Genomic DNA, 23,424 nt, shown 5'->3' with positions numbered 1-23,424 from the left:
CCTCACCCGACGAGTCCTTGCCGAGTGCGCCGGCTGCCGCAGGCCAGGCCCCGCGCCGCACCGTGACCTGTGCCCGGCCTGCCTCGACTGGCCGTTCTGCTGGGGCGCAGCGCTCGATCGGGTTGCCGAAGTCGCGGCGGCCGGGTTCCGGCGGCGGGCAAGTAGCCTTCAGGCCCGCCGCCGGGTGGCGTGCGCGGGTTGTCAGCAGGCTCCCAGGTCCTGCCATACCCCCCATTCACCGGTGGTGCCGGGCTCCTCGCCCTTGGTCCACCACTTCGCTTTCCAGGTGTGGTTCTTGTGCGAGACGACCGTCGTTCCGACGTACTCGGTTGTCGCCGTCCAGGCCGCCGGTGCACAGGTGCCGCCGGGCTGTGAGGGGCTGGGTGACGGCGAGCCGGCGTTGGTATCCGATGGGCTGGGCGAGGGAGACCCCGTGCCCGGCTGCCCGATGGTGGTGCCGCGGGCCAGATCGCCGGTGAGCGCGTACTGCCTGCCGCTGAGAGTTACCGTCCAGTTGGAGGGAGTGGAGACGGGCAGGTAGTAGACGAAGTCCAGCTCCACCGAGGCGCCCGGCGCGAGTGACTGCCATCCGGGCAGCTTGAGCGAGGCCCGGTGGTAGATGCCCTTGAGGCCGCCGACGTTGTTGCCCGTGTGATCGCTGCGGATGATCGTCGTGCCGAAGCCCGACTGGTCCTTGGCGTTGTTCGGCGCCGAGGTGCCGTAGTCGAACTGGAACTCCGTGCCGCCCGGCAGCGTGGTGGTCGTGTTGTTGGTGATCTTCAGCTTGGGGCTGATCGGGTAGTTGGAGTCGCCGAGCGGGAACTGCCCGAAGGACACGTCGATGTCGAGTGCCTCGGTCGGCAGGTCGATGGTGGAGCGCTTGGCGCCGTACGGCGAGGCCGACTTGAACTTGTCGTACATCGTCGTCGTCAGCGTGTCGCCCATTTCGTACTGGCCTTTGGCGGAGTTGTAGGCGTAGTCGCCGGCCAGTTCCCAGATCATCGTGCCGCCGATGCCCTGGTCCACGACGTGGTCGGCCTTGGCGGCGACGGACTGCTCGTCCTCGGTGGACAGGAAGACCTTCTTCTCGGCGTTCCACAGCCACGGTGCGACCAGGGTGGAGTCGTACTTGCGCGCGTAGGTGCCGGTGAGTGTGGTGTCCGAGGGGAATCCGTACTGGGTGACGTAGTCGCCGACGACGCCCTTCTCCAGGTTCTTCGCGTGCCACATCGGGTTCGAACCGGCAGGTGATTCCTTGCCGTTGTCGTCCTTGTCGTGCCACAGGTTGTCGATGCCGACCGCTCCGTCGCCGCACTTGGTGAGGCCGGATCCGGCCGGACAGGTGGTGCTGGGCGCCTTGCCCCACAGGCCGTCCGTCCCGCCGGTCACGTTCTTGAATCCGCGGGTGTAGTAGGGGAGTCCGATGTTGATACGGCCCGCGGGCATCGATCCGCGGAAGTAGTGGTAGGCCCAGTCGGTGTTGAGATAGCCGATGCCCCCGTACTGCGAGGTGGAGTACACCCCGGCCGCCGCGAGTTCCGCATCCTTGCCGTCGTCGAACAGCGAGGCGTTGGGGCCGACGTACTCGTTCCAGGCGCCGTGCAGGTCGTACGACATGATGTTGACGTAGTCCAGGTACTTCTGGACCTGGAACGTCTCCATGCCGCGCAGCAGATAGCCGGAGGACGGCGCGGCAACGGTCAGCAGGTAATGCCTGCCGTCCTGGGCTCCGGCCCGGTCCAGCTTCTCGCGCAGCGTCTTCATCAGCGCGGCGTAGCCCTTGACGAGACCTGCGCGCCGGGCGTTGGCGAACGGCCAGTCGAGGGGATGGCCCGCGTCCTTCATCGTGGTGGGGTACTCGTAGTCGATGTCCACTCCGTTGAAGCCGTACTTCTTGACGAACGCGACCGCCGAGTCCGCGAAGGTGTCGATGCCGGCCTGATTGACCGAACCGTCGGCGTTGGTGGCCATCGCGTAGAAGCCGCCGGAGCTCACCCGCTTGCCGTCGTCACCGAAGTAGCCGCCGGTCTCGGCCCAACCGCCCACCGAGACAAGGGTCTTGACGTCGGGGTGCTGCTTCTTGAATTTGTTCAGCAGATTGAAATGACCCTTGTAGGCATAGCCGGGATCCATCTCCGCGCCCGCGACGCCGGGCCAGGTCATGCCCGTCGCGGGATTGTTCGCGCCGTCCGTCCCGACCGAAAGCTTATGGTCCGAACCGATGTGCGCGAACGCATAGTTGATATGTGTGATCTTGTCCCACGGAAGGTCGGAGGCGAGATAGGCGGGCTCACCGTTCTTGCCCGTGCGCCATCCGGTGAAGTAGCCGATGACGCGTCGCTGATGGTCGGCGCCCATCTTCTCGCGGCCCGCGGTGTCGTAGACGGAACAGTAAGGGACGTCGACGCCGGGGGTCTGGTAAAGGCCGTCCGGCCGACAGTCCTCGTCCACGGCGTGCGAGGACGTGGTCGACAGGGTGGTCAGGAGCAGTCCGGCGATGGCCGTTCCGGCGCCGAGCAGCAGGGCTCTGACGCGGGTGGGGGAGTGCACGTCGGTTCCTCCGGGGGAGGCTTGGTGTTGCACAACGGGGACGGGGTGGGGCCCCTGGTGTGCGCACACCGGACGGGACCTCTCCTGGGAGGTGACGCAGACCTTAAAAGGACTAGACCACCACGTCAATAGGTATGGACCAATACGGTCGTGCGGTGATCGCCAACCGTCAGCGGAAGGCGCCCGCGGATCGCGCAGCCGACGGCAGGACGTGGCCGGAAGCCGGATGCGCCTCAACCGCCTCCTGCGCGGAAGTGCACATCGTCAACGCTGTTTCCTGCTGTGCGGCGTAATGCGCGCGTGGATACGCAACGGGCCCGGCGCACAGGTGACATGACGGGTCATCAGCTGACATTCTCGGTCCACCAATCGGCGAGAGGGGCGCAGCGCGATGGCGGTCGATTCCAGCTCCACAGTGTCCGATGCTGCAGGGGACGATGGCGGCGCGTACCCGTTCGAGCCAGGGCCTTTCGGCAGTTGCCCGGCCGCATACCGCCGGCGCCGCAAGGACGCTCCGGTCAGCACGATCGCGTTGCCCAGCGGGGACGAGGTGCTGCTCGTCACCCGCTACGACGACATCCGCGAGGTGCACACCAACCCGGACTTCTCACGCAACTTGCGCTACCCGGGAGCCCCTCGCATGCTCGCCACCGCGGATTTCGGCGAAGACCCCAACTCGCTGATCAACATGGACCCACCCGAACACGCCCGGCTGCGACGCATCGTGCAGGGCGCATTCACCCCGCGCGCGGCCGAGAAGTGGCGGCCGCAGATCCGTGCCATCGCCGAGGAGTTGCTCGACGAGGTGATCGCCGCGGGTCCGCCCGCCGATCTGCGGACCGCGTTCGCCTTCCCGCTGCCGATGGAAGTGATCTGCCGGCTGCTGGGAGTGCCCCCGAAGGACAGCACCCTGTTTCGCGGCTGGCCGGAGACGCTGCTCTCGCTCACGGGCGGCAGTGCGGCCCAGGAGCGCCTCGAGGCGGGGATCGCGTTTGCGACGTACGTCGACGAACTGGTCGCCGACCACCGCCGTGCGGCAGCCGCCCGCCCCTCCCCACGCCCCGACCTCATCGATGAACTGCTCAACGCCCGCGACGAGGACGCCGACCAGTTGGGCGCCGCCGAGCTGACCAACATGGTGCGCGGACTGATCATCGCGGGGCATGAGACCACCGCCAACGCCTTCACCCGCGGTGTTCTCGCCCTCTTGCGCCATCCGCAGCAGTTGGCGGCTCTGCGCGAGCACCCCGAACTGCTGGCGGGCGCGGTGGAAGAGGTGCTGCGTGCCGAGATCCCGGGCCACGGGGCCCTGCTGCGGGTCGCCAAGCGCGACGTACGGCTGCCGTCAGGGGGCCAGGTGCGGACAGGGCAGGGCGTGCTCGCTCCGTTTGTTGCCGCGAACCAGGACCCCGACCGGTTCACCGAGCCGGAGGCATTCGACATCGCGCGCACCGACAACCGTCATCTGTCCTTCGGGATCGGCCCGCACTACTGCCTGGGTGCCAACCTGGCCCGAGTGGAACTCCAGGTCGCCCTGGAGGTCCTCGTGACACGGCTGCCGAATCTCCGGCTGGCCGTGGCTGAGGAGGAGTTGTCCTGGGCGGCGGGCAGCCGCGTCTGCGGCCTCGACGCCTTGCCGGTCACCTGGTGACCGCTCCGGCCTATGGCCGGTCGCGCCGGACGTGGTAGCCAGGCAAGCGCCACTGCACTGCGTACGGGCCGCACGGCGGTTGCCGAGAGTGCCACTGGTCCGGTGCTGGAGGCGCTGCCGTACATGTCCCACAGCCGCCTGATGTGACCCGACCGCGACAGCGGGCCGCAATTCGGCTCGCGGCCTGGCCCGCACCGACGGACAGTGCGACGCCGCACAGCAACTGGCGCGTAGGTCGATCAGGGATGGGGCGCTTTCCTGTTGCGCCGGCGCCGACGACCCACGTGCTCCGTGAGGTGCTCCGCTGCGCGATGCGGCTGCTGCGCCAACCGGTGCGCTTGAACGCGCGCTCGATGGCTGGCCGGTGCTGCCGTGATGCGCAGGACGATGAGAGCCGAGGCCGTGGCGTCTGGATCGGTTTGCCCGTGCACGCTGCCGTTCCGGTGGGCGAGGTGTACCTCGAAGCTCGCTCCTCGGGAAACCTGGACGTTGCGGCCGGGGCCCGGGTGTCAGTTCGCGGTTTTTGTGAAGTCGAGATGGGCGTGGCGGACGGCGCGGGAGGCGGTGGAGACCGTGGCGCCGAGCATGCTGATGCAGCCGAAGAGGAGAAACGTGGGGCCGGCGCCCCACCCTTCCACGAGGAGGCCGAAGAGCGGGAACATCACCGGGGTGATGCCGACCGCGTTGAGGGCTTGGACGGAGGCGACCCTGCCCTGGAAAGCGAGTGCGGTGTTCGCCTGCATCAGGGCCAGGGCCAGGCCGCCGCAGAGGCCGGACAGGAGGCCGGAGGCAAGCGCGACGGCGGCGGCGAGGGCGAGGTTGGGCATGATGCCGATCAGGCCGATGCCGGCGGAGGCGAGCAGCAGGGTGATGTTGTGCCAGTGTCCGGCGCGCGGGAAGCGGCCGCGGACCACGAGCAGGAGTGACGTGGTGCAGACGCCTGCGCTGAGGGCGGCGTTGACCCAGGCGCCGCCGGAGGGGCCCCAGCCGCGTTCGTCGGCGAGCAGGATGACGCCGACCGCGATCGGCGGGATGCAGCCGATCATGGAGAGCAGTCCGGACAGGACAAGTGGGCCGACGACGGGCTCGTGGCGCAGGTAGACGATGCCGTCGACCAGGTCGCGGCGGACGGTGGAGTCCACGGCGGGCCGTTCCTCGGGCGGCAGCGGCGCGAGCCGGACGGCGACCAGCAGGAACAACGAAAGGGTGAACAGAGCCCCGGTGACGGCGAACGCGGCGGCGGGACCGCCGAGCCCCATGGAGAACCCGGCCAGCGGTGGGCCGGCGATGTGGCCGGACCGCTGGATCAGATTGCGCAGGCTCTGCACCCGCATCAACTGATCGCGACCGGTCAGTCGCGGCGGCATGGCCCCGACCGCCGGCATGAACAGGGCGTCCACGACGCCGAAGACCAGGGCGAGCGTGACGAGCAGCCAGAGACCGGGCGTGCTGAACGCGAGCGCCGCGGCAGCCGTAAGGATCACCACGGCGCGGACGGCGTCGGAGGAGATGACCACCAGGCGCGGGCCGAACCGGTCGGCGATCACACCACCGCCGAGCATGAGGATCGCCCGGGGTATCGCACCGACCGCCATCACCAGGCCGACTTGCGCCGGACCGGCCACCTTCTGCGCGGCCCAGCCGAGCGCCACGAAGTAGGCGGCGTCGCCGACCACGGAGAATGTGTAGGCGACGAGCCAGCGCAGGACGTTGCCATCCCGATGCGCTGGCGTGGAAACGGGAGCGGCTACGGCGGAGGCGGGCGGGGCCACTTCGTCAACGGGTTCATCTGCTCGGGAGGTCACAACCGCGCATGATCTCCCACAACGCCGGCCGGTACAACGGAGTTACGGGCCGGCGGGACCGGCCGTGTGTCACGGTTCCGTGCATGCCCTGTCGGTGACGTGCTGTCGAGGACGCGTTGCATGCCTTCGGCTCGCCCACCCGCACCGCCGAGTTGATGGTCTACCTGCAGGACCTCGTGTGTGCCTCGGAGCAGGCCTGCGCTGCCGTCTTGACCTCGGCCGAGGAGTGAGCGCCGCACCCGCGGCACGCACCGATGCCGAGCGTCCGATCGAGTGCCCTCACGACCTGGACGTCGTGGTCGGCGACGTGACTCGGAACCTTCAGGACGCGACCGACGCGCACCGTCATGCCGCAGACGTCCTAGCCAGGCACTTCGCTCAATTCGTCGCCTGGCTGGCCGAGATGGTCGCCAAGGACGTCTGCGCCGCCGAACGGCGCGCCGATGCGATCCGACTGCGCCTCCTTCGGGGCACAGGACGACGATGATCACCGTTGTTACGGTGACAACCCTGCCTTCATCACTGAGGACGCCAGCGGGAGCATCACCCGCAACGTCTCCGGGATCGGTAGCGACCTGTCCGCCATCACCAGCACGACCGGCAACGTCGTCCTGCAGCTCGCCAACCTGCACGACGACATCACCGTCACCCTGCCCCTCGACCCCGCGCAGGCGCCGTCCGTCTTCGCTGCGGATGAGTATGGAAACCGCCTCAGCTCCGGCCTGGCCCCGCGCTACCAGTGGCTGGGCGCCAAGCAGCTCACTACATTTCAGCTGTCGATCTATCTGCGGCTTCGACGAAGTACGCCCAGGGCTCACAGATGGGCCCTCAGCACGAGGCTGCCGGCCCCTTCGAAGATGTCATCAGAGGAAGCCGCTGCCATCCGCCCCGAACAAGGGCCGTACGTGCTTCGGTCTTCCCTGCCCCTCTGGTGAGACAACCGATTCGGCCTCGGTCATGCGCTGACGCCGGGCTTCCCTTCGCGGCTCTACCCACGCGGCATCCGCCGCGTGGGCCGCCGTTTGAGAGCAGCAAGGCTCTGTCCTCAAATGGTCGCCAAAGGCTCCTCCTTGCTACGGCTCAGTGGGTTCGGCGAGGGCTCCAGGACGGACGGCGAGCTCGCCGAATCGTGCGCGGGCCCGGTCCGCGGCCTGCTCGATCCGGCGGCGTTTCTCGTCTCCCGGGTCGAAGGCGAGTTGCTGGACGGCGTGCTCGGCGTCGGTGAGCTGTTCGGCGCGCAGGGCGAAGGTGCGGACGCGGGCGCGCTGCAGGCCGAGGCGGGCGTACAAGTCGTACGCGGCCGTGGTGAACGCCGCGGTGTGCGCCGTGGGTTCGGGCAGGGTGCGAGAGCGCTGGGTGGTACTGCCGTCCGCGTAGGTCACGGTCAGCGCGAGCCCGCTGGCGACCTGGCGGCTCGTGCGCAGCTTCAGCCCGAGGCGTTCGGTGAGTTCGAGCAGCGCTCGCCGGTGCGCCGTGGGGTCGAGTTCGTCGCGCTCGAAGTCGTACGACGCGGACGTCGACTTGGGTGCGGCTTCGGGGGTGACGGGGCGGGGGTCGTGGCCGTGGGCGCGCTCGAACAGCAGGCGGCTGGTCTTGGCGCCGAGGATTCGGGCAAGGGTGCCGGGCGGAATCGCGGCGAGGTCACCGATGCGGTGGATCCCGAACCCGGCGAGCGTCTTGGCCGTCGCCGGTTCTCTGAACCAAGAGCACATCGGCATGTTTCACGGCACCGTGCCCCTCGATGCCGTACGTCTCTGGCTCTGCTCCTGATGCGCCGGGCCAAACCTAGGCGCGGTTGAGGTTGCGGGTAACTCCTGCAGCAATAGTCGTGGCGAGGATCCAGCCTGCGGCGATGAGGAGATAGGACAGCCATTGGTAGGGGCCTGTGGGGGCGTATGCCTTCTCCTGGCCGAAGTCGATGATGGGCAGGAGAAGGTCGAGGGCGTAGATGACGGGGTTGAAGTCCGGGCCTTTGCCGCGCTCGGCCGGGTGGTTCAGTCCGTAGGTGACTGAACCGAGGAGCAGGAGGGCCAGGAGCCAGGCCATGGCACGGGTGGGGCGGAAGCCGTAGCCGACGGTCGCGTCCTGCAGGTGTCCCCACAGCTTGCCGTACCAGGGCAGTGTGGTTCGGTGGCGGCGCTGTTTGGCGAGTTGGACCGCACGGGCTTCGGCGTCGTCACCGACGCGGCGGTAGGAGGCCGCGAGTTGCTCGTATGCGTGCGGCACGAAGCCGTCCTCGTCCCGCTCGAGGAGGGCGAGTCGTTGTGAGGCTGGCAGGCGGGGGGCCAGGGTTTCGTACGTCAGGCCGTCCAGACGTACTGTGTCGGGCCACACCTGGGGCTTGGCGTGGATGACCTTGAAGTTGGCATAGTGCATTTTGACGTCGCCGGAGACCGGGGCCGCATCCCAGAGCGAGAACCCTGCCGCCTCACAGCTGCTGACACCCAGTGCGACACCGCCTGGGTTGCGGAGCTCGGCCTCGATGAAGGTGAGCCAGCCGGTCACCTTGGCAGCGGTGAGTCTGACGCGCCCTTCGGCCTTCAGGCCGCCCGCGTTGAGTCTGGTCCCGACCGTGAGGTGGGCGGCATTGAGGGCGTCGCCGTTCGCGTTCTTGATGTGGGCGTCCTCGAGGTCAAGAACCCCCTCTATGCGGGCGGCTCCGAGGCTGATCTCGCCGTGGGCGACCATTTCGGGTGCCCAGATGTCGTTTCCGACGGAAGCCTGGCTGAGCTGGAGGACACACCCGCCGTCGACGCCGAGGCGGGTGCGGTCGAGGAAGATTCCGCCGACCACCTGGGCGCTGCCCAGCTCCACGCTCCCGGAGATCCGGCAGTCGGTGAGCCGGAGGACGTCATCGACGCGTATCGCGGTGGCCATGAGGGCGGGGAGGTGGGACGCGCTGAGGTCGAGCTGGCGGGTCTGCGCTCCGCGGAAGTCCGGGGGCTGCTCGAAGTGGCAGGCGATGAGGCGGACGGGGTGCGGTATCTCCGCGTACTGGAGGTTCAGGAGGCCGTAGATCCGGGCGCCGATGAGATGGAGGCCGGGCACCTCGCCGGGTCCGGACGCGTCGCCGAGGAGGAGGGCGCGGATGACCTCTGCGCGGACCGTTCGCTCGGATGCCCAGGTGCCAGGGTGTTCAGGGTCCTCGTCCGGGGACTGGCGTAGGTCGATCGATGCACCGCGAGGGAACGCCTGGCAGAGGCGCTGTTCCAGAGACGTCAAGTCCAAGATCTCCACCTGCGGGACATTACCCCCGGTGAGATGTCCCGGGTCCGGCGGCCGGCGGAACGTCTTTGAATTGCGATCGGAGTTCAATGCCTCCCTGCCTCGGGCGGTTTGCCGGTGATGGCCGGCATCCCGAGGTCGACGATCCGGCTGGGGCGTTCGAGGTGGTCGTCCAGTTGCGCGAGCTTTTCGTTGGCTCCGGCGAGGCTGACCTCAAGCCCTTCGATCTCACCGAGCCACCCCTCTCGCTCCGCTTCCGTGATGCGAGCCATGAGGTTGTTGCGGATCTCGGTCAGCCGGGTGCGCTGGGCGGGGTCTGGCCGGAGCATCGAGCACCTGATACAGGCATGTTCGTGAATGCAGGGCGTGCCGAACGCCCGGGCGCAGATGCCGACGGAGAGTTTGCGGCGTTCGAAGTGGCCAAGGAATGAGTCCCATTCCTCGGTTGTGGGGGTCCGGTATTCCTCGGAGGGACGCAGGGCGCGGCGGCGGGCGATGAAGGCTCGGTGGGCCTCGACGGCTTCGGTGGGGAAGGTCGCTTTGTAGCCCATGGTGGTGTTGATACAGGTGAACGCCAAGTACCTGCATGCGGCTGCGGCTGGGCGGCTCGGGCAACGTCATCTCCCTCGTGCGAATGGTGTGCCGGGCCCAACGACCCGCACCCGCTTTCGAATGCACGCGATTCGGTCGGGTCGCGTACTCCGCCGTCGCACGGGCGATCGACGATGCCCGCTACACGCACGCCCGCGTGGTGGGGGAGCGGGGTGGACGGTTGGTGGCCAAAAAGCCGACGGCGGCGGGGTCCTCGACAGCAGATGGGCATCATCACAGCCGTGTCTGACATTGCCTCGGTGTGGACCGCAGCTCTGATCATGACCAGGCGCGGGGAGTATCTGCTGCACCTGTGTGTCGCCCTGCCACGCGCCGACTCCCGTCGTCGACGTTCCCGGCGACGCGCGCGGACCATGACCCGACCGTACGTACGATGGGCACCATGCCCGACGACGCCCTCGACTACCCCCCGCGACCTGCTCGACTACCAGCGTGACCGCGTCCGTCTCGACGCAGAGATCGACAACTTCCCGCTCAACAAGATCGAGCTGACGGACGGGACCCCACTGCAGCGCACCGTCCCCGAGGACAGGGTCGCGGCGTACGACGAGGGCATGACCGCCCGGATCGAGGAGCTGCGCGAGCAGCGCCGCAAGGTCGTGGAGAAGATCCTCACGCACAGCTACTGGGGAGGGTTCAGCGGCGCCGACGTGGTCAAGGCCCGCTCCGGTCTGAAGACGGCCGCCGCGTCCCCGGCTCCTGCCGCCTGAGCAGCACCGCCCCCCACTGAACGACGCCGCGGCCCGAGGCGAGAGACTCCACCGCATGGTGGATGTGGATCTCGATGAGTTCATGCGCGGTTGCCGGCCCTCGGTGCGGGACCTGGTGGAGCAGTTTGGGGGCGCCGACGCGGCCGTCGCCTTCGATGCGGATCCGCTCAGCGCCGCCGAGATCGTGGACGACTACCTTCTGCGGTTGCCGATCCGCGAGTTCGAGACGGAAGACTGGGTCGGACTGCTGACTGACGTCGGCGCATATCTGACGGTCGTCCTGTTGGACACCTACGCGGGAACGCCGCGGGCACGGCCGGACGGGGCCTTTCCGCGCGGCTGGGAGTTCGTGATCGACGTCCGGGGCGCGGACGGCCAGCTGCGCAGCGTGTCCCCAGGAGCGCTGGCACACCAGTACCTGGTGCCGATCCCGCAGCGCATCCCGCGGCTGCTGGAGGCGGTGCAACGTGCGGCCGGCCACGGTTCTGCCTGACCCCGGCCGTCGGGCAACACGGCGCTGTCAGTGCCGAGTTCTACGGTGGGAGGATGCCCCAGTCCTCCGACCCGCCACGCTGGCTCCTTCGTATATCCGCCGTCGCCGCGCCCGGCGCCCGTTTCTTTGACCAGGTCGAGGTCCTGCGGACCGTCGCCCGTTTCGACGACACCACCAAGGTGTGGCGCGTGGCCTGCGGAGTGCTCGACCTTCGGACCGTGGAGATTCTGCAGACCTCTACCAAGCGGCCGCCGCCTTCGGCACGAAGGTCCACGTCGAAGCCGTCCCGGTCCCGGACGGCTGGGACGGTCCCGCCCTCGCCGCGGACGAGACCATCGCGCAGCAATTGGACGCGTTGGGGAACATCGGCCGCCCACTCGGCCATGTAGTGCCCGGGGCGCCGATTCCGTAGCCCGGACGTCGGGCGGCCGTTGCGGCTGCCGCATGCCAACGGCCCCGCAAGGCGGGGCCGTTGGTGAACTGCGTGCTGCCATGCGTGCTGTCATGGCGCCTGGGTCAGCAGCTGCCCGTACGGCTGACGCGGCAGGCCGAGCTCGTCGAGCCGCCCGCGGATCAGGGCTGCTTCCTGCGGCTCGGCGCGCTCTGCATTCCACAGCCGGATCCGGGCGGCGGTCGGCACGTCGACCGTGGAGCCGTCCAGGAGGCGGAAGGTGTCCTTGTCCGGCAGGCCGGTGTGCCACAGCCCGTCACTGGTCTCGTACTGCCAGGCCAACGCGCGGGTCATGCGGCCGGTGAGCGGGTGATCGCGGTAGCAGCGCGCCCATTCCCCGTACGGCCATACCCGGTCTTGGACGGAGAGCGCGAGCAGCCGGCGCCGTTCGCCTTGGACGAGGTCATGCACCATAGTGGCCCGGCGGCGGGCACCGTCGACGTTCTGCGGCAGGTAGCGCTCCTTGAAACCGCGTGGGGAGGTGAACGGGCTGCGAGTGACGGTGCTGGCGCGATCACGGTCGACGTCGATCCACTCCATGGTGACCGTGTAGTCGTCGTGCACCTGGATGACGGCTTCAAACGGCACGTTCAGCCACACCGCGCCCTGTCCGATCCAGCCCAGATGCAGGGTGCCGTTGTCGTCAAGGCCGCCGGTAGCCACCGTCCGCTCCTCCAGCTCATGGTCGGGCACCTGCAGGCGCTTCGCGGTCTTCTTCACCACCTTGACGAGGTACCGCTGGCACAGCACACCTGGCTGCACCTCGCGCTGCAGGGTGAACAGCTCCTCCATCGCCGACAGTTCGCCAAGCGAGGTCACCGCGGCGGCGACCAGTTCGGTGTCGGTGCGGTAGAAGCCGTCCAGGACCCCGCCGTTCTTACGCGCCACGGTCACCAGGTCCTCGATGAGCGCAGCGCGCTGCTCCTCGCTCGCACCGCGCCCGCCCGCCTGGCCGGCCGCCAGCGCGAGGCCGAATGCCAGCGCCTGCGCCTGGGTCTTCTTCCCGGAGTCCCTGAGCATCTGCCGGGTGAGGACCGGCTCGGTGCGGTCATGTAGCGACCCGCCGTGCGCGAGCTCCCGGATCCCGGTGGCGACCAGGTCGCGGGCACCGTCGGCCTTCAGCAACTCTCGGGTGCGGCGCTTCCAGACCTGATCCATCTTGTAGTGCCAGTCCCAGAACGTCCCCGCGTCGGCGAGATGCAGGACGAGGTCGGTCAATTCCGGGGGCAGGCCGCGCAGATGGGTGCGCATGCGCTCCACCCATGAGGTCTCCAGGTCCAGCAGCGGTGCTATCCGATCACTCATGCCCGTGATCGTGTCAGAGGCCTCTGACAGTGAGGCTGGTCAGGACTGCGCGCGTTCGCGAGACGCGGCAGGAAGGCGATCACGCAACGCCTTCAGCTGCGCCGCGGCCCGTTCCAGGTGATCCACGAGGTCATCCAGGTCCTCCCGGCTGTGGGCCTGGACGAAGTCCCCGAAGAGGTTCAGGTCGTCGTCGCGTACCTCGAAGTCGAGCCAGGTGTGCCGCGGGCCGGCCGGGAAGGTCTCGGCCGCGGCCGTCGCGAACGACGCCGTCAGGCGCTTACCGCTGGCCAGCGGCGGGAAGCTGAACGTGGGCAGGGACGGCACGGCACGCTGGGGATACAACTACAACGGCTGATCCGGCTGCCGGAACTTCCGTATGATGCAGGCCAGTTCGCCAGCGCGAAGGAGGCTTGGAGTGCCGGACGCTGTCCAGCAGGAGGCGTGCGCGAAGGCGAAGGAGCTGCAGCGCGCCTGGTACGGGCGCCCGCTCGGCGACATCTTTAAAGACCTCCTTCATGACCTCCGCCTGAACCAGGTTCGCCTGGCGGGCGTGCTCGGTCTGTCGGCGCCGATGCTGTCGCAGCTCATGTCGGGCCAGCGCGCGAAGATCGGCAATCCGGTGGTGATGCAGCGCCTCAGCGCCCTGCAGGCACTCGCCTCCCAGGCCGCCCGGGGCACACTCGGACCCGCCGACATCGCCGCGAAGATGGACGAGATCAAGCTGCTGCAGGACAGCGCCGTGCTGTCCGCGCGCCCTTCCATGTCCGCGGACTCCACCCCCAGCGCCAGTGATGTGGCCACTGCCAGGCGGGTGGTCCGCGAAGTGCAGGGGCTGCTGCGCGAGGTCGCTGACGCCGGCGACCTCCTCGCGGCTGCGGCCGCGCTCGAGGCGACGCATCCGCAGCTGGCCCAGTTCCTGTCCGTCTACGGTGCGGGCCGCACCGACGAGGCGCTCGCCCACTACCTCGGGCACCAGAACACGTAGTACGGGATCCGATCAACGACCGCGAACGACTGGGGGAGACGATGGGCGCGGGCACGCTGTTTGCCGGACGGTACGTTCTCGTGGACGAGCTCGGGCAAGGCGCCTTCGGCCTCGTCTACCGCGCCTGGGACATCCGCGAACAGCGCTACGTGGCGGCCAAGATGCTGCAGCAGTCCCAGGCCCACAACCTGCTCCGATTCGTCCGCGAAGGCGCCCGCCGCATTGAGCATCCTCACGTTCTGGCACCGTCCGGCTGGGCCGCGGCCGACGACAAGGTCCTCATCGCTATGGACCTCGCCGGCGGCGGCACCCTGGCGAGCCTCGTCGGCGACTACGGACCCCTGCCGCCCCGCTACGTCCTGACTCTCGTCGACCAGCTTTTGGCCGGCCTCGACGCCGTCCACGCCCTGCGGTTCGTCCACCGCGACATCAAACCCGGGAACCTGCTCCTCGAGGCGACCGGACCGAAACAGCCGTGCCTGCGCATCGGCGACTTCGGCCTGGCCCATCAGGACGGCGATGTCCGCATGACCCAGGTGCATCAGGTCATCGGCACCCCTGGGTACGTCGCCCCCGAACAGTACGAGGGCGCCGAACCCGACCCGCGCTCCGATTTGTTCGCCGTCGGCGTCGTCGCCCTCTACCTCCTCCAAGGCACCCACCCGGACGCCCCCGCCCTCGTCCGCGCCTACACCGACGACGGTATCCCGCCTGCCGCCCCCGAGCATGTTCCCGAACCGTGGTGGCAGGTCATCGCCCACCTGCTCCATCCCGACCCGCTCGAGCGCCTCGCCACCGCGGCCCAGGCCCGCACGGCCCTCGCCGCGATCGCCCCGCACCTGCCTGAACCGGACAGCGACAGCACCATCGAGGTGTTCGACCAACTCGCGCCGCTGCCCGACGGCTTCGGCCCCGACGGCCCGCTCACCACCGAGCCCACACCGAACATCACCACGGCCCCACAGCCGACTGCCGAGACCGCACAACTGCGCAGACCCGCCCCTGCCGTGCCAGCACCCGCGGTCTCTGCGGCCCCGTCCGTTGCGAAGCCGATCTATTCGCCGACGGCCACAACCGCGCACCTGACCACCCCAGCGGCCCCAGCATGGCCCGCGGCCGACGCTGCACCAGCAACCCGCGCCAGCCATCTACCGGCCGGGACCGGCTGGCTCACCGGGCTCGGCTTCCTACTGATCGCCGTCGGGATCTGGGCCTGGTTGCAACCCTGACCGCGCCGACCCGCCGACGGCACCCATAGTCCGCTGCACCGCGGATCGCGCAGGAGCCGCCCGGCCAGCTGGACATGCGGCCGCGTCCTCGCGGTCGTACGGTCGGCGGTGGGGCGACGACAGGACCGAAGCCCAAGGCCCTGCACTTCGCACGTGGTGCAGGGCCGCTCAGTGCCTGTGTCTGAACTTCGCAGGCTTCGTCCGATGCAGGCTGTGATGACGGGTGTGCCGTTGGAACGGTCGTTGCGGCGGTGACGTCGATCTGGTGGAAGTGAGAACCTGCTGCCGCAAATGGCATGGAGAATAGGCCGCATTTGCGGACAGGCTGTATCCCTGGTGGGAAGCTAGAAGCGTCCGGCCGCCACTGCGCGGGTGCGGCAGCGGCTGGCGCGCGAGGGACCGAGGCTCCCCCTCTATCGGTCCTCGCGCGAGGCGCCCTCCGGGGTGGCCGGGGCTGCGGGAATAGCCCTGCTGCCGTCACGCCCGGGCGGCGGCTGGAGCTGCGTTGTCGGCGATGCGGCTCCAGCCCGTCTCGTGATGTCGGCGACGCTTGAATTGTGAGCCAGTGCCGGCGGTTGAAAAGTGACCCTCCTGCTGGTCAGTTGATGTTGGTCATTCCCCGGTGTTGGCGGCTGGAACCCGTCCGAGGTCGCGGCCGCGCATCCGGTAGCTGTCTCCCTTGAGCGAGATGACCTCCGCGTGGTGGACCAGGCGGTCGATCATCGCGGCGGCGACGGTGTCGTCGCCGAAGACCTCTCCCCAGCGATCTGGGGCTTGTTGCTGGTCACGATCACGGAGGCGCGTTCGTAGCGGCCCGAGTTGGGGGTGTGTGGCGACCAAGGGGACTGTGAGTGGGTGGGGTGGTGTCAGCGGTATGGGCGTCATCAAGCGCTAGCCGGGATATGCCTCTCTGGCCAGGCTCTTTGCGCCTGATCTTGGCTGCTACGGGGTGACCAAGTTGCTGTCATGGTCCGCGTGTTGGGCCTAGCACACCAGGGCCGTGGCTGACGTGAGGATGCGTGTTCCTGTGCTCTGGACCAGGGCAGGGGTGTGCGCTGGAGAGTATGACCGCCGAGGTATCTCCCCTAGCCGTCTCGGGGACGGGGACGGGATCCCCGCGCGCTGCTGCACCGCTGGCGTCCAGATCGCAGGATCGGAGGCTGGCCCGGCAAGTGGTGGTGCGCCGCCTCCTCGCCCTGGACGAGACGGGCACGCTGGAGTCGGTGCATGTCCGGATCGCCGCCGAGACGGCCGGGGTGTCGACCCGAACGGTGTGGCGATGGCTGGCAGTGGCCCGTGAGTCGGGCCGGATGGAACCCAGGTCGCGACCCGGTGGTTTCGCGTTCACCGATGAGCTCTGGGCCCGCCTGGGGAAGCTGGGCGGGAACGTCGCCGAACTGCACCGAGAGCTGGAACAGGCCGGTGACACCGCACCCCTTCATGGACCACTTCCTTCGCTGGCCACACTGCACCGCGCGGTACGCGAGGACCTCCGTACCGGCCGGGTCTTGGAGACCACCCACCCCCGGCACGGACACGTCGACCCGGACCGCTACGACCGCGCCCTGGCCGAGCTGGCCCTGCCAGGCACGAGCGATGAAACCGGCCGATCCCAAGCCGCGACCACCGACCAAGCAGACCCGGTGGATGACGCCGGCACGACCGGCGAGGCTTCGCCCCTCACCCGCGGCGTGCGTCTCTACGCCCCAGGCGCGCATCTGGTGTCGACACGGCAGGTAGGGGAGGTTGCCGAAGCGCTCGCGCACACGGCCGCCGCCAGAGGTGTGCTGTGCGTATACGGGGACACCGGCCACGGTAAGACGGTCGCCGTCCACCGGGCTCTGCGTCTGCTTCCGCGCCGTGTGCCGATCCACTTCGCCCACGTGGCAGTGAAGCCGGCCCTGCCGCAGCTACGCGCCGCGCTGCTCACCGCGTTCTCTTTGCCCGCAAAAGCGCTCACGAGCCGCACGGATGCGGCTGATCGCGCCCTGATCGACGCTCTGGCCACCCCCGGCGTGCTGGTCATCGACGACGTGCAGCGCATCGCCGGGCCCGAACTCGATTACCTGCGCCTGCTCATCGACGCGCCCACCACTCAGATGTCGCTGGTGCTGTGCGGCGCCGGCGCCGAGCGAACCCTGGCGCGGGCCCCTGCTCTGGCCTCTCGGGTGCTCACCTGGCAGCACACCCCGCGCCTGGAGCCCGCCCAAGTTCCCGGCGTCCTGCGCTTGTTCCACCCGCTGTGGCACACCGCGACCGACGCCGATCTGCTGCATGCGGACAAGACATGCGCCCGCGGCAACTTCCGCGCTTGGGCAAAGATCACCAGCCACGCCTACGCGGCCCTGAGCCGCCACCCCGACACCACCGTGGACCACACGCTGCTGAGCCGGGCCTGCTCCCGACTCGGCCCCACCCCCTGACCGACCACTCCCACGGGCAGGTATGCCAATGATCGCCACTACCCTCGATGACGGCATCCTTCAGGACTCCCCAGCGCCCCAGGCTGAACCCGCCCTCGACACGGCGTCCTTGACCGCGCTGCGGGCCCCGGCCGTCCGCCGCCTGCTCGCGCTGCGCGCCGCACGCCGCCTCACCCGCGCCCACGTCCACACCACAGCCCAGTGCCTGAATGTCTCCGACCGCACGGTGTGGCGATGGCTGGCAGACGCGACCACCGCTCCCGAGACCGCCGCACGCCCCGGAGCACGCCACAGCGACCGTTTCGAAGTCACTCCCGAGGTCAGGGTGCTGCTGGCGTACTGGCACGGCAACGCCTCCGCGGTCCACCGGGAGCTTGTGGCGCGCGCCGGTACAGCCGCACAAGCCAATGCCGCGGACGGGGAAGTGACAGGAGCGATACCCGCGGCACCGTCGAGCCGTACGCCTGTTCCGGGCGGTGCACCACCAGCCGCTGTCCCGCTACTGGATCCGGTGCCGTCGTTGTCGACGTTCCTGCGCGCCGTGCGCCGGGACCTGACAGCGGGGGAGCGGGCCGGCTACCGCCACGGTCCCGAGGCCGCCCGCGCGAGCGACGTGTTCGCCAAGCGCCCCCGCACCTGGCGCAACCACGTCTGGGAGGCCGACCACGTCCAGGCCCCGCTGCGCGTCGAGGCGGACGGAGAGCTAGTTCCCCCGTACGTCACCTGGTTCATCGACTGCGCGACCAAAGCCATCACCGGCCTCGCCGTCACTCCCAACACCCCGACCCGCGCCTCGATCCTGGCCGCCCTGCGCTCCGCCACCCTACGCACCGGCCCCTACGGCCCCTTCGGAGGCCTGCCCGAAAACGTCCGATTCGACCGCGGCCGCGATTTCCTCTCCCGCACCGTATCCACCGCGCTGACCGCCCTGGACGCGGACATCACCATCCTGCCGCCCTACAGCCCGCACCTGAAGGGCAGCATCGAGAACCTCAACCTCAACGTCTCCCGCATGCTGTTCGCCGCCCTACCCGGCTACACACCCAAACAGCCGCGCCGACGCCCCGACCGCCGCCCCCACACGGCACCGCCCATGTCGTTTGCGGCGTTCACCGAAGAACTGCTGACCTGGGCGCACTGGTGGAACACCGAACACCGCCCCGCGGAACTGCACGGCGCGACCCCGCTCGAAGCCTGGCAATCCGATGCGACACCGCTCAACGACATCCCCGCCCAGGACGTGTGGTCGTTCACGCTCGAGGACGACGGCCGTACCCGCACCATCACCAGCCACGGAGTCCGCTTCAAGAACCGGCACTACCTTGCCGACTGGATGACCGGACAGGCCGGCCGCGAAGTCACCGTGCGCTTCATGCCCCACCACACCCACGAGATCGAAATCTGCACACCCCACGGCCGCCACCTCGGCACCGCCTACCTCGCCGACCAGGCCACCGAAGAACAACGCACAGAGCTACGCCGCACCCGTGCCCAGCGCGCCCGACGCCTGCGCGCCGAAGCGAAAGCCGCTGAGCAACTACGCCACACCCGCTTCGCCCCCGCCACCGAACCGGGCCAACCGCGCCGCCTGGACGCCACGACCGCCACCGAGGCCGCCCGCGAACTCGACCAGCACCAGCACACCGACCTGGCCGCCCTCGCACTGCCCGACCTCATCCCACCCGCCCCGCCACCAGCCGACTGGGCCATTCCTGAAGCCCTCAAGGCCCGAACCCGCCCCACCGAACCGCCCGACCACAGCGAGGACTCCCCATGACCGGCGGCCACCTGCCACCCGCTTCCAGCGACCAGTACGTCCTCCTGCCCGAGGCCCGCCTCGTCAGCACCCGCGCGGTACTCACCGCACGGGAAAACCTCGCCGACACGATCGAGGCACGCGCGATGATGTGCGTCCACGGCGGTGCAGGCTTCGGCAAGACCATGGCCGTCACCAGCTGCCTGCGCGCACTCGAACCCGACGAAGACATCCGCCGCATCACCTTCCACGCCCGCGCCACCACCCGCGCCGTACGCCATGAGCTGTTCAACGCACTCGAGCTGCCGGGCCAGCCCCCGCGCTACGCCAGCGAGTTCGACCACCACCTCAAACACGCGCTCGCGACCCACCCGCGCACCCTCGTCTTCGACGAGGCCCAGTGGCTCCAAAGCGACCAGCTGGAGTACGTCCGCTACCTCTGGGACGACCCGTACACCCAGATCGCCGTTGTCTTCGTCGGCGGCGAAGGCTGTCACCACACACTCCGCAAAGAGCCCATGCTCTCCTCCCGGATCTTCATCTGGCAGCACTTCACCCGCCTCACCCCCGACGAGGTCCTGCAGACGATCCCGCTCTACCACCCCATCTGGGCCAACACCGACCCCGACCACATCGCCTACGCCGACAAGCACGCCGCGCACGGCAACTTCCGCAACTGGGCCCGCCTGACCGCCCTCGCCCGCACCGCCCTCAAGCGAACCGGGCGCACCAGCGTCGATCAGGAAGTTCTCCGCTGGACCTTCAGCCGACTCAGCTCAGGCCAATGATGACCTACGGGCAACACGTCCCACCGCGAAGAGGACCGGCCCCGAACTTCAGAAAGTCCAGAGCTTTCACCACATTCGACACAGCCCGCCAGCAGGTCCGAACGCGAACAGGCGCAGCACCGATGACCCAACACACTCCTCCGCGCTCGCCCCGCCCTGCCGCGACAGTTCAGATGCCTCAACCAGACGGCAGGTGTGAACCGTCCCGACTTTCCTGCCGGTGCTTTGTGGGCCGGTGATCAGTCGGCCACGGGTTCTGTGTCAGCGTAATGTGCTGTCTCGTACTCGGTGGGGCTGATGATGCCCAAACTCGAGTGCAGGCGGCGGTTGTTGTACCACTCGACCCAGGATGCGGTGGCGTACTCGACATCCGAGATCGTCCGGTACGGGCCGTCGTGGAAGACCCTGGTGCGGATGCATTCGGCCTTGTAGAGACCATTGATGGTCTCCATCAGCGCGTTGTCGTATGCGTCGCCGACACTGCCGATCGATGGCTGGATGCCCTCGAGGTGAAGGTGTTCGGTGAAGCGCACACTCGTATATTGCGAGCCCGCGTCCGAGTGACATATGAGCTGGTCCCGTCCGACCGGGGTTCCTTCGTGGCCACGGCGCCACAGCGCCATCCGCAGCGGCACGTCGACCAGTTCCACGTCCCGTTTGATAGAGGCGTGCCAGCCCACGATCTTCTGGGAGAAGCAGTCCACGATGAACGCCACATAGGTGAACGACTGATACGTCCGCACATACGTGAAGTCGGTGATCCACTTGTGGTCCGGGGCCGGAGCGGTGAAGTCCCTGTTCAGCAGGTCCGCCGCCCGCTTGTCGGCCGGGTTGGGGATGGTGGTTCTGGGTCTTCGTCCGCGCACCACTCCGTTGAGCCCAAGCGAGCGCATCGCACGGTCGACGGCACCGAACCCGGCCTCGGGCAGCACCGTTTTACGGATGAGAGCCAGCATCTTGCGCCGGCCATAGAGCCCTTCAGGAGCCAGCACACGATCGCCGGCCGCGTTCATGGTGAAGGCCAGCTGGCGGACGGCATCCTCGACTTGGGCGTCACTCACCGTCCGGACCGCGGGCCCGTTTCCTGGGCCGGCTGGGGCGCACCAGGCTCGCAAGGTTCGTGCCGCGATCTTCAGCCCTGCCTGGTTCAGGGCGATGAGGATCGACTCGACGGCATGACCAACCGCTCGCATCTGATCGACGAACGCCACGATCAGCGGTTTCGGGGGTCGAGTTCCCCCGCGAAGAAAATCGTCGCGGACTTCAAGACCTCGTTGACCTCACGCAGCCGCCTGTTCTCCGCCCGCAGTCGCTTGAGTTCCTCGCGCTCCTCGCTGGTCACGCCCGCCGCCTGGCCGCTGTCGATCTCGTGCTGGGCCACCCAGCGCCGCACGGACTCCCTGGAGACACCGAGCGATTCGGCGACCTGGATATGGACGGCTCGCTCGGTCGAGTACTCCGAGCGGTGCTGGGTCACCAGGCGCACAGCCTGGCTCCGAAGCGCGGGATCAATCTTCTTGGGCACGATGCCCATCCTCTCTGCTACCTCACAACGAGGCGGCAGAAAAGCCAGGACGGTTCAGTATGGTCGAATTTTTGCTCAAGGTATTCCGTGCAGACTTTGAGAGTTGTCCTCTAAGCGTGAGTACTCTGTGGGGGAATTCGAACCCAAGATTCCTTCATGTGCGCGAGGAGCAGCGCCTTCGCGATTCAGGTATTGATCCGTGGACGGGCGAGGCCGATCCCTTTGCCGGGATGACGTACGACTGAGCAGTCTCAGTCTTCGCCGAGGGCCTCCAGGGTGCCGTAGAGGGTGAGCCGCTCGTAAGCGCCCACGCTGCGCGCAGCGGGCACGGGCGGCTGGGCGTTTCCACCGACCGCACGTGTCGGCCCTGTCACCACGATCGGCCGTGTCTGCAGTTGGTGCCGTCGGGCCGTTTCGGTGACCAGGGTCCAGGCCATGTCCTCGGTTACTACCGTCCCGTCAAAGGTCTCGCGCCAACCGGCCTGAGGCATCTCCCACGCTGACAGATACGGCTTGAGCCCTTGTGACTTGAGCGTGCTCAGGACTATCTGCTCCACATCCCGAGCGTCCCTTCCGTGTTCGAAGCTCAACTGCCGATGCAGCTGCCATCCGTAGCGGTTGTGCACGGCGAGCCGCTGACTCCCCACGTTGCAGATGCCGACCTTGATTGCATGCAGAGTGGGGGAGAGCGGGTTGCCGCAGTACATAAACCACAGCAGGCAGCAAGGGTTTGAAGCCGGCTTCGGAGCATGCCGAGCAGCCCAATCCGTCCCGGGCGTTCGCCACCTTGGCACATTTACGGAGATCGAGGAGGCGGGGGAACGACACCTCACCGCACTTCAGATGCCGGGCCTTCCACCGCTCAATCCCGCCCGGGTAGTCCACCAAGGGTACCCAGCCGTATCTGTGCAGCTCCGCCACTGCCTGTGCTGCCGACAGCATGTGCGTGTCAGCTCGGGCCTGGTTGGCACACGTTTCACAGCCCCCATGGCCCTGCATGACGTTCGCGTAGGTCGGCGTGACGGGGGAGTCGCAGGTTAAGTGGACTGCGGGCCACTGCTGGTGGCTGCCAGGGTAGTGGACGGTCGTCAGGTAGCCGCGGTTCAGCATGTTCTGTGCGGCCAGCTGTGGGTCCAGGCGCCGATCGCGGGAGAGTTTGTCGTACTGGCACCCGCGGCAGCCCTTGCCGTACCGAGGGCTTCCCCGCAAGCCGCACACCATGCACTCGCACAGCCACGGCTTCCCGGTGCCAGGGAACCGCTCCAGCGGCCACAGTCGCTTCACCGTGATCTGATAGCGCGCGGCATCCTCGGGTCTTAGTGGTGCGGGCACAGCAACTCCCCTCTGGTGATGCGGGGTTGTGGAGTGTGGCAAGCACCACTGACACTCTGACCTCAAGCCCGGCTTGTCGATCAAGACCGGCTCCTGCCAGTGCCCCTCCGGCGCGAGAATGCGCGGAGCCGGAGTGCTGGCCGGCGGCCTGCAGGGTGACGTACGAGTTCAGTCGTCAGCGATCTGCAGGGCGAGCACGTTATGCCTGCCGTCCGCGTTGCCATGACGAGGCGGTCGAACAGCGGGTTGAGACCATTCACCGCGCCGCATGCGGTGTCAGTACGGGCGTGTGGCACGGAGCTCGGCCAGCGGCGGCATGCAGTCGATCGCTTCGTCCGCGCGTCCGTGCTCGATCAGTAGGTAGGCCAGGTCGAAGAAGTCGCGTACGTGCGGGCGCAGGAGGTCGAGGGCCTCGTTGAGGCGGCCGGCACCGGCCAGGAGCCAGGCATGTTGTCCACGCAGCCCGTATTCGTCGATGGGCACGGTTGCGGCATAGGCGAGGCCTTCTGGCTCTGTCGGCGGTAAGTGACAGCGCATGTCGGTGAGTTCTGGCAGCGTTTCCTGCTTGGTGGGCCATGGAATGT

General features: G+C 68.3%; 19 protein-coding genes and 2 pseudogenes. 10 read left to right on the top strand and 11 right to left on the bottom strand.

Annotated elements, in window-relative coordinates:
- Positions 1–201: 201 nt before the first annotated feature.
- On the bottom strand, positions 202–2,550 hold the full coding sequence (locus tag H9Y04_RS24635) for a chitinase C-terminal domain-containing protein (protein ID WP_187816202.1): 2,349 nt from the start codon (positions 2,548–2,550) through the stop codon (positions 202–204).
- 391 nt (positions 2,551–2,941) lie between these two features.
- Here H9Y04_RS24635 and H9Y04_RS24630 point away from each other — a divergent pair, with 391 nt between their 5' ends.
- A complete protein-coding gene (locus H9Y04_RS24630) occupies positions 2,942–4,201 on the top strand; it encodes a cytochrome P450 (protein ID WP_187816201.1) in 1,260 nt (419 codons plus the stop codon).
- A gap of 509 nt (positions 4,202–4,710) precedes the next feature.
- On the opposite strand, the gene H9Y04_RS24625 is transcribed toward H9Y04_RS24630, so the two are convergent.
- Positions 4,711–5,973, bottom strand: coding sequence for an MFS transporter (locus tag H9Y04_RS24625; RefSeq protein WP_187816469.1), 1,263 nt, complete (start codon positions 5,971–5,973; stop codon positions 4,711–4,713).
- A gap of 211 nt (positions 5,974–6,184) precedes the next feature.
- On the opposite strand from H9Y04_RS24625, the gene H9Y04_RS24620 reads away from it, so the two are divergent.
- Both H9Y04_RS24620 and H9Y04_RS24615 read left to right on the top strand, forming a co-directional pair.
- Positions 6,185–6,493 (top strand): hypothetical protein, encoded by a 309-nt coding sequence (locus H9Y04_RS24620; protein ID WP_187816200.1) that lies wholly within the window; start codon positions 6,185–6,187, stop codon positions 6,491–6,493.
- Entirely contained in the window at positions 6,450–6,941 is a 492-nt protein-coding gene (locus H9Y04_RS24615) for a hypothetical protein (RefSeq protein ID WP_187816199.1), read from the top strand. Before H9Y04_RS24620 ends, H9Y04_RS24615 begins: the two co-directional genes overlap by 44 nt.
- Positions 6,942–7,079: 138 nt before the next feature.
- On the opposite strand, the pseudogene H9Y04_RS24610 reads toward H9Y04_RS24615, so the two are convergent.
- The 3 genes and pseudogenes from H9Y04_RS24610 to H9Y04_RS24600 form a co-directional block, all read right to left on the bottom strand.
- Positions 7,080–7,697 (bottom strand): annotated as a pseudogene (locus H9Y04_RS24610) (DinB/UmuC family translesion DNA polymerase); the annotation flags it as partial.
- 94 nt (positions 7,698–7,791) lie between these two features.
- Positions 7,792–9,228, bottom strand: a complete 1,437-nt coding sequence (locus tag H9Y04_RS24605; RefSeq protein WP_236071352.1) for a membrane-associated oxidoreductase — start codon at positions 9,226–9,228, stop codon at positions 7,792–7,794.
- A gap of 89 nt (positions 9,229–9,317) precedes the next feature.
- Positions 9,318–9,782 carry an integrase gene (locus H9Y04_RS24600; protein ID WP_214661580.1) on the bottom strand — a complete coding sequence of 155 codons (465 nt, stop codon included), beginning with the start codon at positions 9,780–9,782 and terminating at the stop codon, positions 9,318–9,320.
- A gap of 282 nt (positions 9,783–10,064) precedes the next feature.
- Between H9Y04_RS24600 and H9Y04_RS24595 the strand changes: the two genes are divergently transcribed.
- Both H9Y04_RS24595 and H9Y04_RS24590 read left to right on the top strand, forming a co-directional pair.
- Complete coding sequence (locus H9Y04_RS24595; protein WP_187816196.1) at positions 10,065–10,553, top strand: DUF8825 domain-containing protein; 489 nt, start codon at positions 10,065–10,067, stop codon at positions 10,551–10,553.
- A gap of 55 nt (positions 10,554–10,608) precedes the next feature.
- The gene (locus H9Y04_RS24590; RefSeq protein ID WP_187816195.1) at positions 10,609–11,046 is read left to right on the top strand and encodes a hypothetical protein; all 438 of its coding nucleotides are present in this window, start codon (positions 10,609–10,611) and stop codon (positions 11,044–11,046) included.
- Positions 11,047–11,548: 502 nt separating this feature from the next.
- Here the strand turns inward: H9Y04_RS24590 and H9Y04_RS24585 are convergent.
- Both H9Y04_RS24585 and H9Y04_RS24580 read right to left on the bottom strand, forming a co-directional pair.
- On the bottom strand, positions 11,549–12,802 hold the full coding sequence (locus tag H9Y04_RS24585) for a DUF4132 domain-containing protein (protein WP_187816194.1): 1,254 nt from the start codon (positions 12,800–12,802) through the stop codon (positions 11,549–11,551).
- A gap of 39 nt (positions 12,803–12,841) precedes the next feature.
- Positions 12,842–13,144 (bottom strand): hypothetical protein, encoded by a 303-nt coding sequence (locus H9Y04_RS24580; RefSeq protein ID WP_187816193.1) that lies wholly within the window; start codon positions 13,142–13,144, stop codon positions 12,842–12,844.
- Positions 13,145–13,217: 73 nt separating this feature from the next.
- Here H9Y04_RS24580 and H9Y04_RS24575 point away from each other — a divergent pair, with 73 nt between their 5' ends.
- A complete protein-coding gene (locus H9Y04_RS24575) occupies positions 13,218–13,787 on the top strand; it encodes a DNA-binding protein (protein ID WP_308801083.1) in 570 nt (189 codons plus the stop codon).
- 80 nt (positions 13,788–13,867) lie between these two features.
- Entirely contained in the window at positions 13,868–15,016 is a 1,149-nt protein-coding gene (locus H9Y04_RS24570) for a serine/threonine-protein kinase (protein WP_438818141.1), read from the top strand.
- 612 nt (positions 15,017–15,628) lie between these two features.
- Here the strand turns inward: H9Y04_RS24570 and H9Y04_RS47790 are convergent.
- Entirely contained in the window at positions 15,629–15,739 is a 111-nt protein-coding gene (locus tag H9Y04_RS47790; RefSeq protein ID WP_306660172.1) for an ATP-binding protein, read from the bottom strand.
- A 449-nt stretch (positions 15,740–16,188) separates the two neighbouring features.
- On the opposite strand from H9Y04_RS47790, the gene H9Y04_RS24560 reads away from it, so the two are divergent.
- The 3 genes from H9Y04_RS24560 to H9Y04_RS24550 are packed head-to-tail and all read left to right on the top strand — an operon-like array spanning position 16,189 to position 19,983.
- Entirely contained in the window at positions 16,189–17,439 is a 1,251-nt protein-coding gene (locus tag H9Y04_RS24560) for an ATP-binding protein (protein ID WP_187816191.1), read from the top strand.
- Between the two features lie 28 nt (positions 17,440–17,467).
- Positions 17,468–19,216 (top strand): TnsB C-terminal domain-containing protein, encoded by a 1,749-nt coding sequence (locus H9Y04_RS24555; RefSeq protein ID WP_187816190.1) that lies wholly within the window; start codon positions 17,468–17,470, stop codon positions 19,214–19,216.
- On the top strand, positions 19,213–19,983 hold the full coding sequence (locus H9Y04_RS24550) for an AAA family ATPase (protein WP_187816189.1): 771 nt from the start codon (positions 19,213–19,215) through the stop codon (positions 19,981–19,983). Before H9Y04_RS24555 ends, H9Y04_RS24550 begins: the two co-directional genes overlap by 4 nt.
- A 239-nt stretch (positions 19,984–20,222) precedes the next feature.
- On the opposite strand, the gene H9Y04_RS24545 is transcribed toward H9Y04_RS24550, so the two are convergent.
- From H9Y04_RS24545 to H9Y04_RS24535, 3 genes and pseudogenes are all read right to left on the bottom strand, one after another.
- Positions 20,223–21,508 (bottom strand): IS3 family transposase gene (locus H9Y04_RS24545; RefSeq protein ID WP_187816188.1). Its coding sequence is split into 2 segments (ribosomal slippage): positions 20,223–21,235 and positions 21,235–21,508, totalling 1,287 coding nucleotides; the frame shifts between segments, so codons are not numbered across the junction.
- 251 nt (positions 21,509–21,759) lie between these two features.
- On the bottom strand, positions 21,760–22,215 hold the full coding sequence (locus H9Y04_RS24540; protein WP_187816187.1) for a hypothetical protein: 456 nt from the start codon (positions 22,213–22,215) through the stop codon (positions 21,760–21,762).
- 901 nt (positions 22,216–23,116) lie between these two features.
- A pseudogene (locus tag H9Y04_RS24535) lies at positions 23,117–23,424 on the bottom strand (hypothetical protein); the annotation flags it as partial.

This window comes from Streptomyces polyasparticus, assembly GCF_014493765.1.
Lineage (GTDB): Bacteria > Actinomycetota > Actinomycetes > Streptomycetales > Streptomycetaceae > Streptomyces > Streptomyces polyasparticus.
The sequence above is the reverse complement of the archived record's forward strand: the minus strand, read 5'-3'. Positions and strand labels throughout refer to the sequence as shown.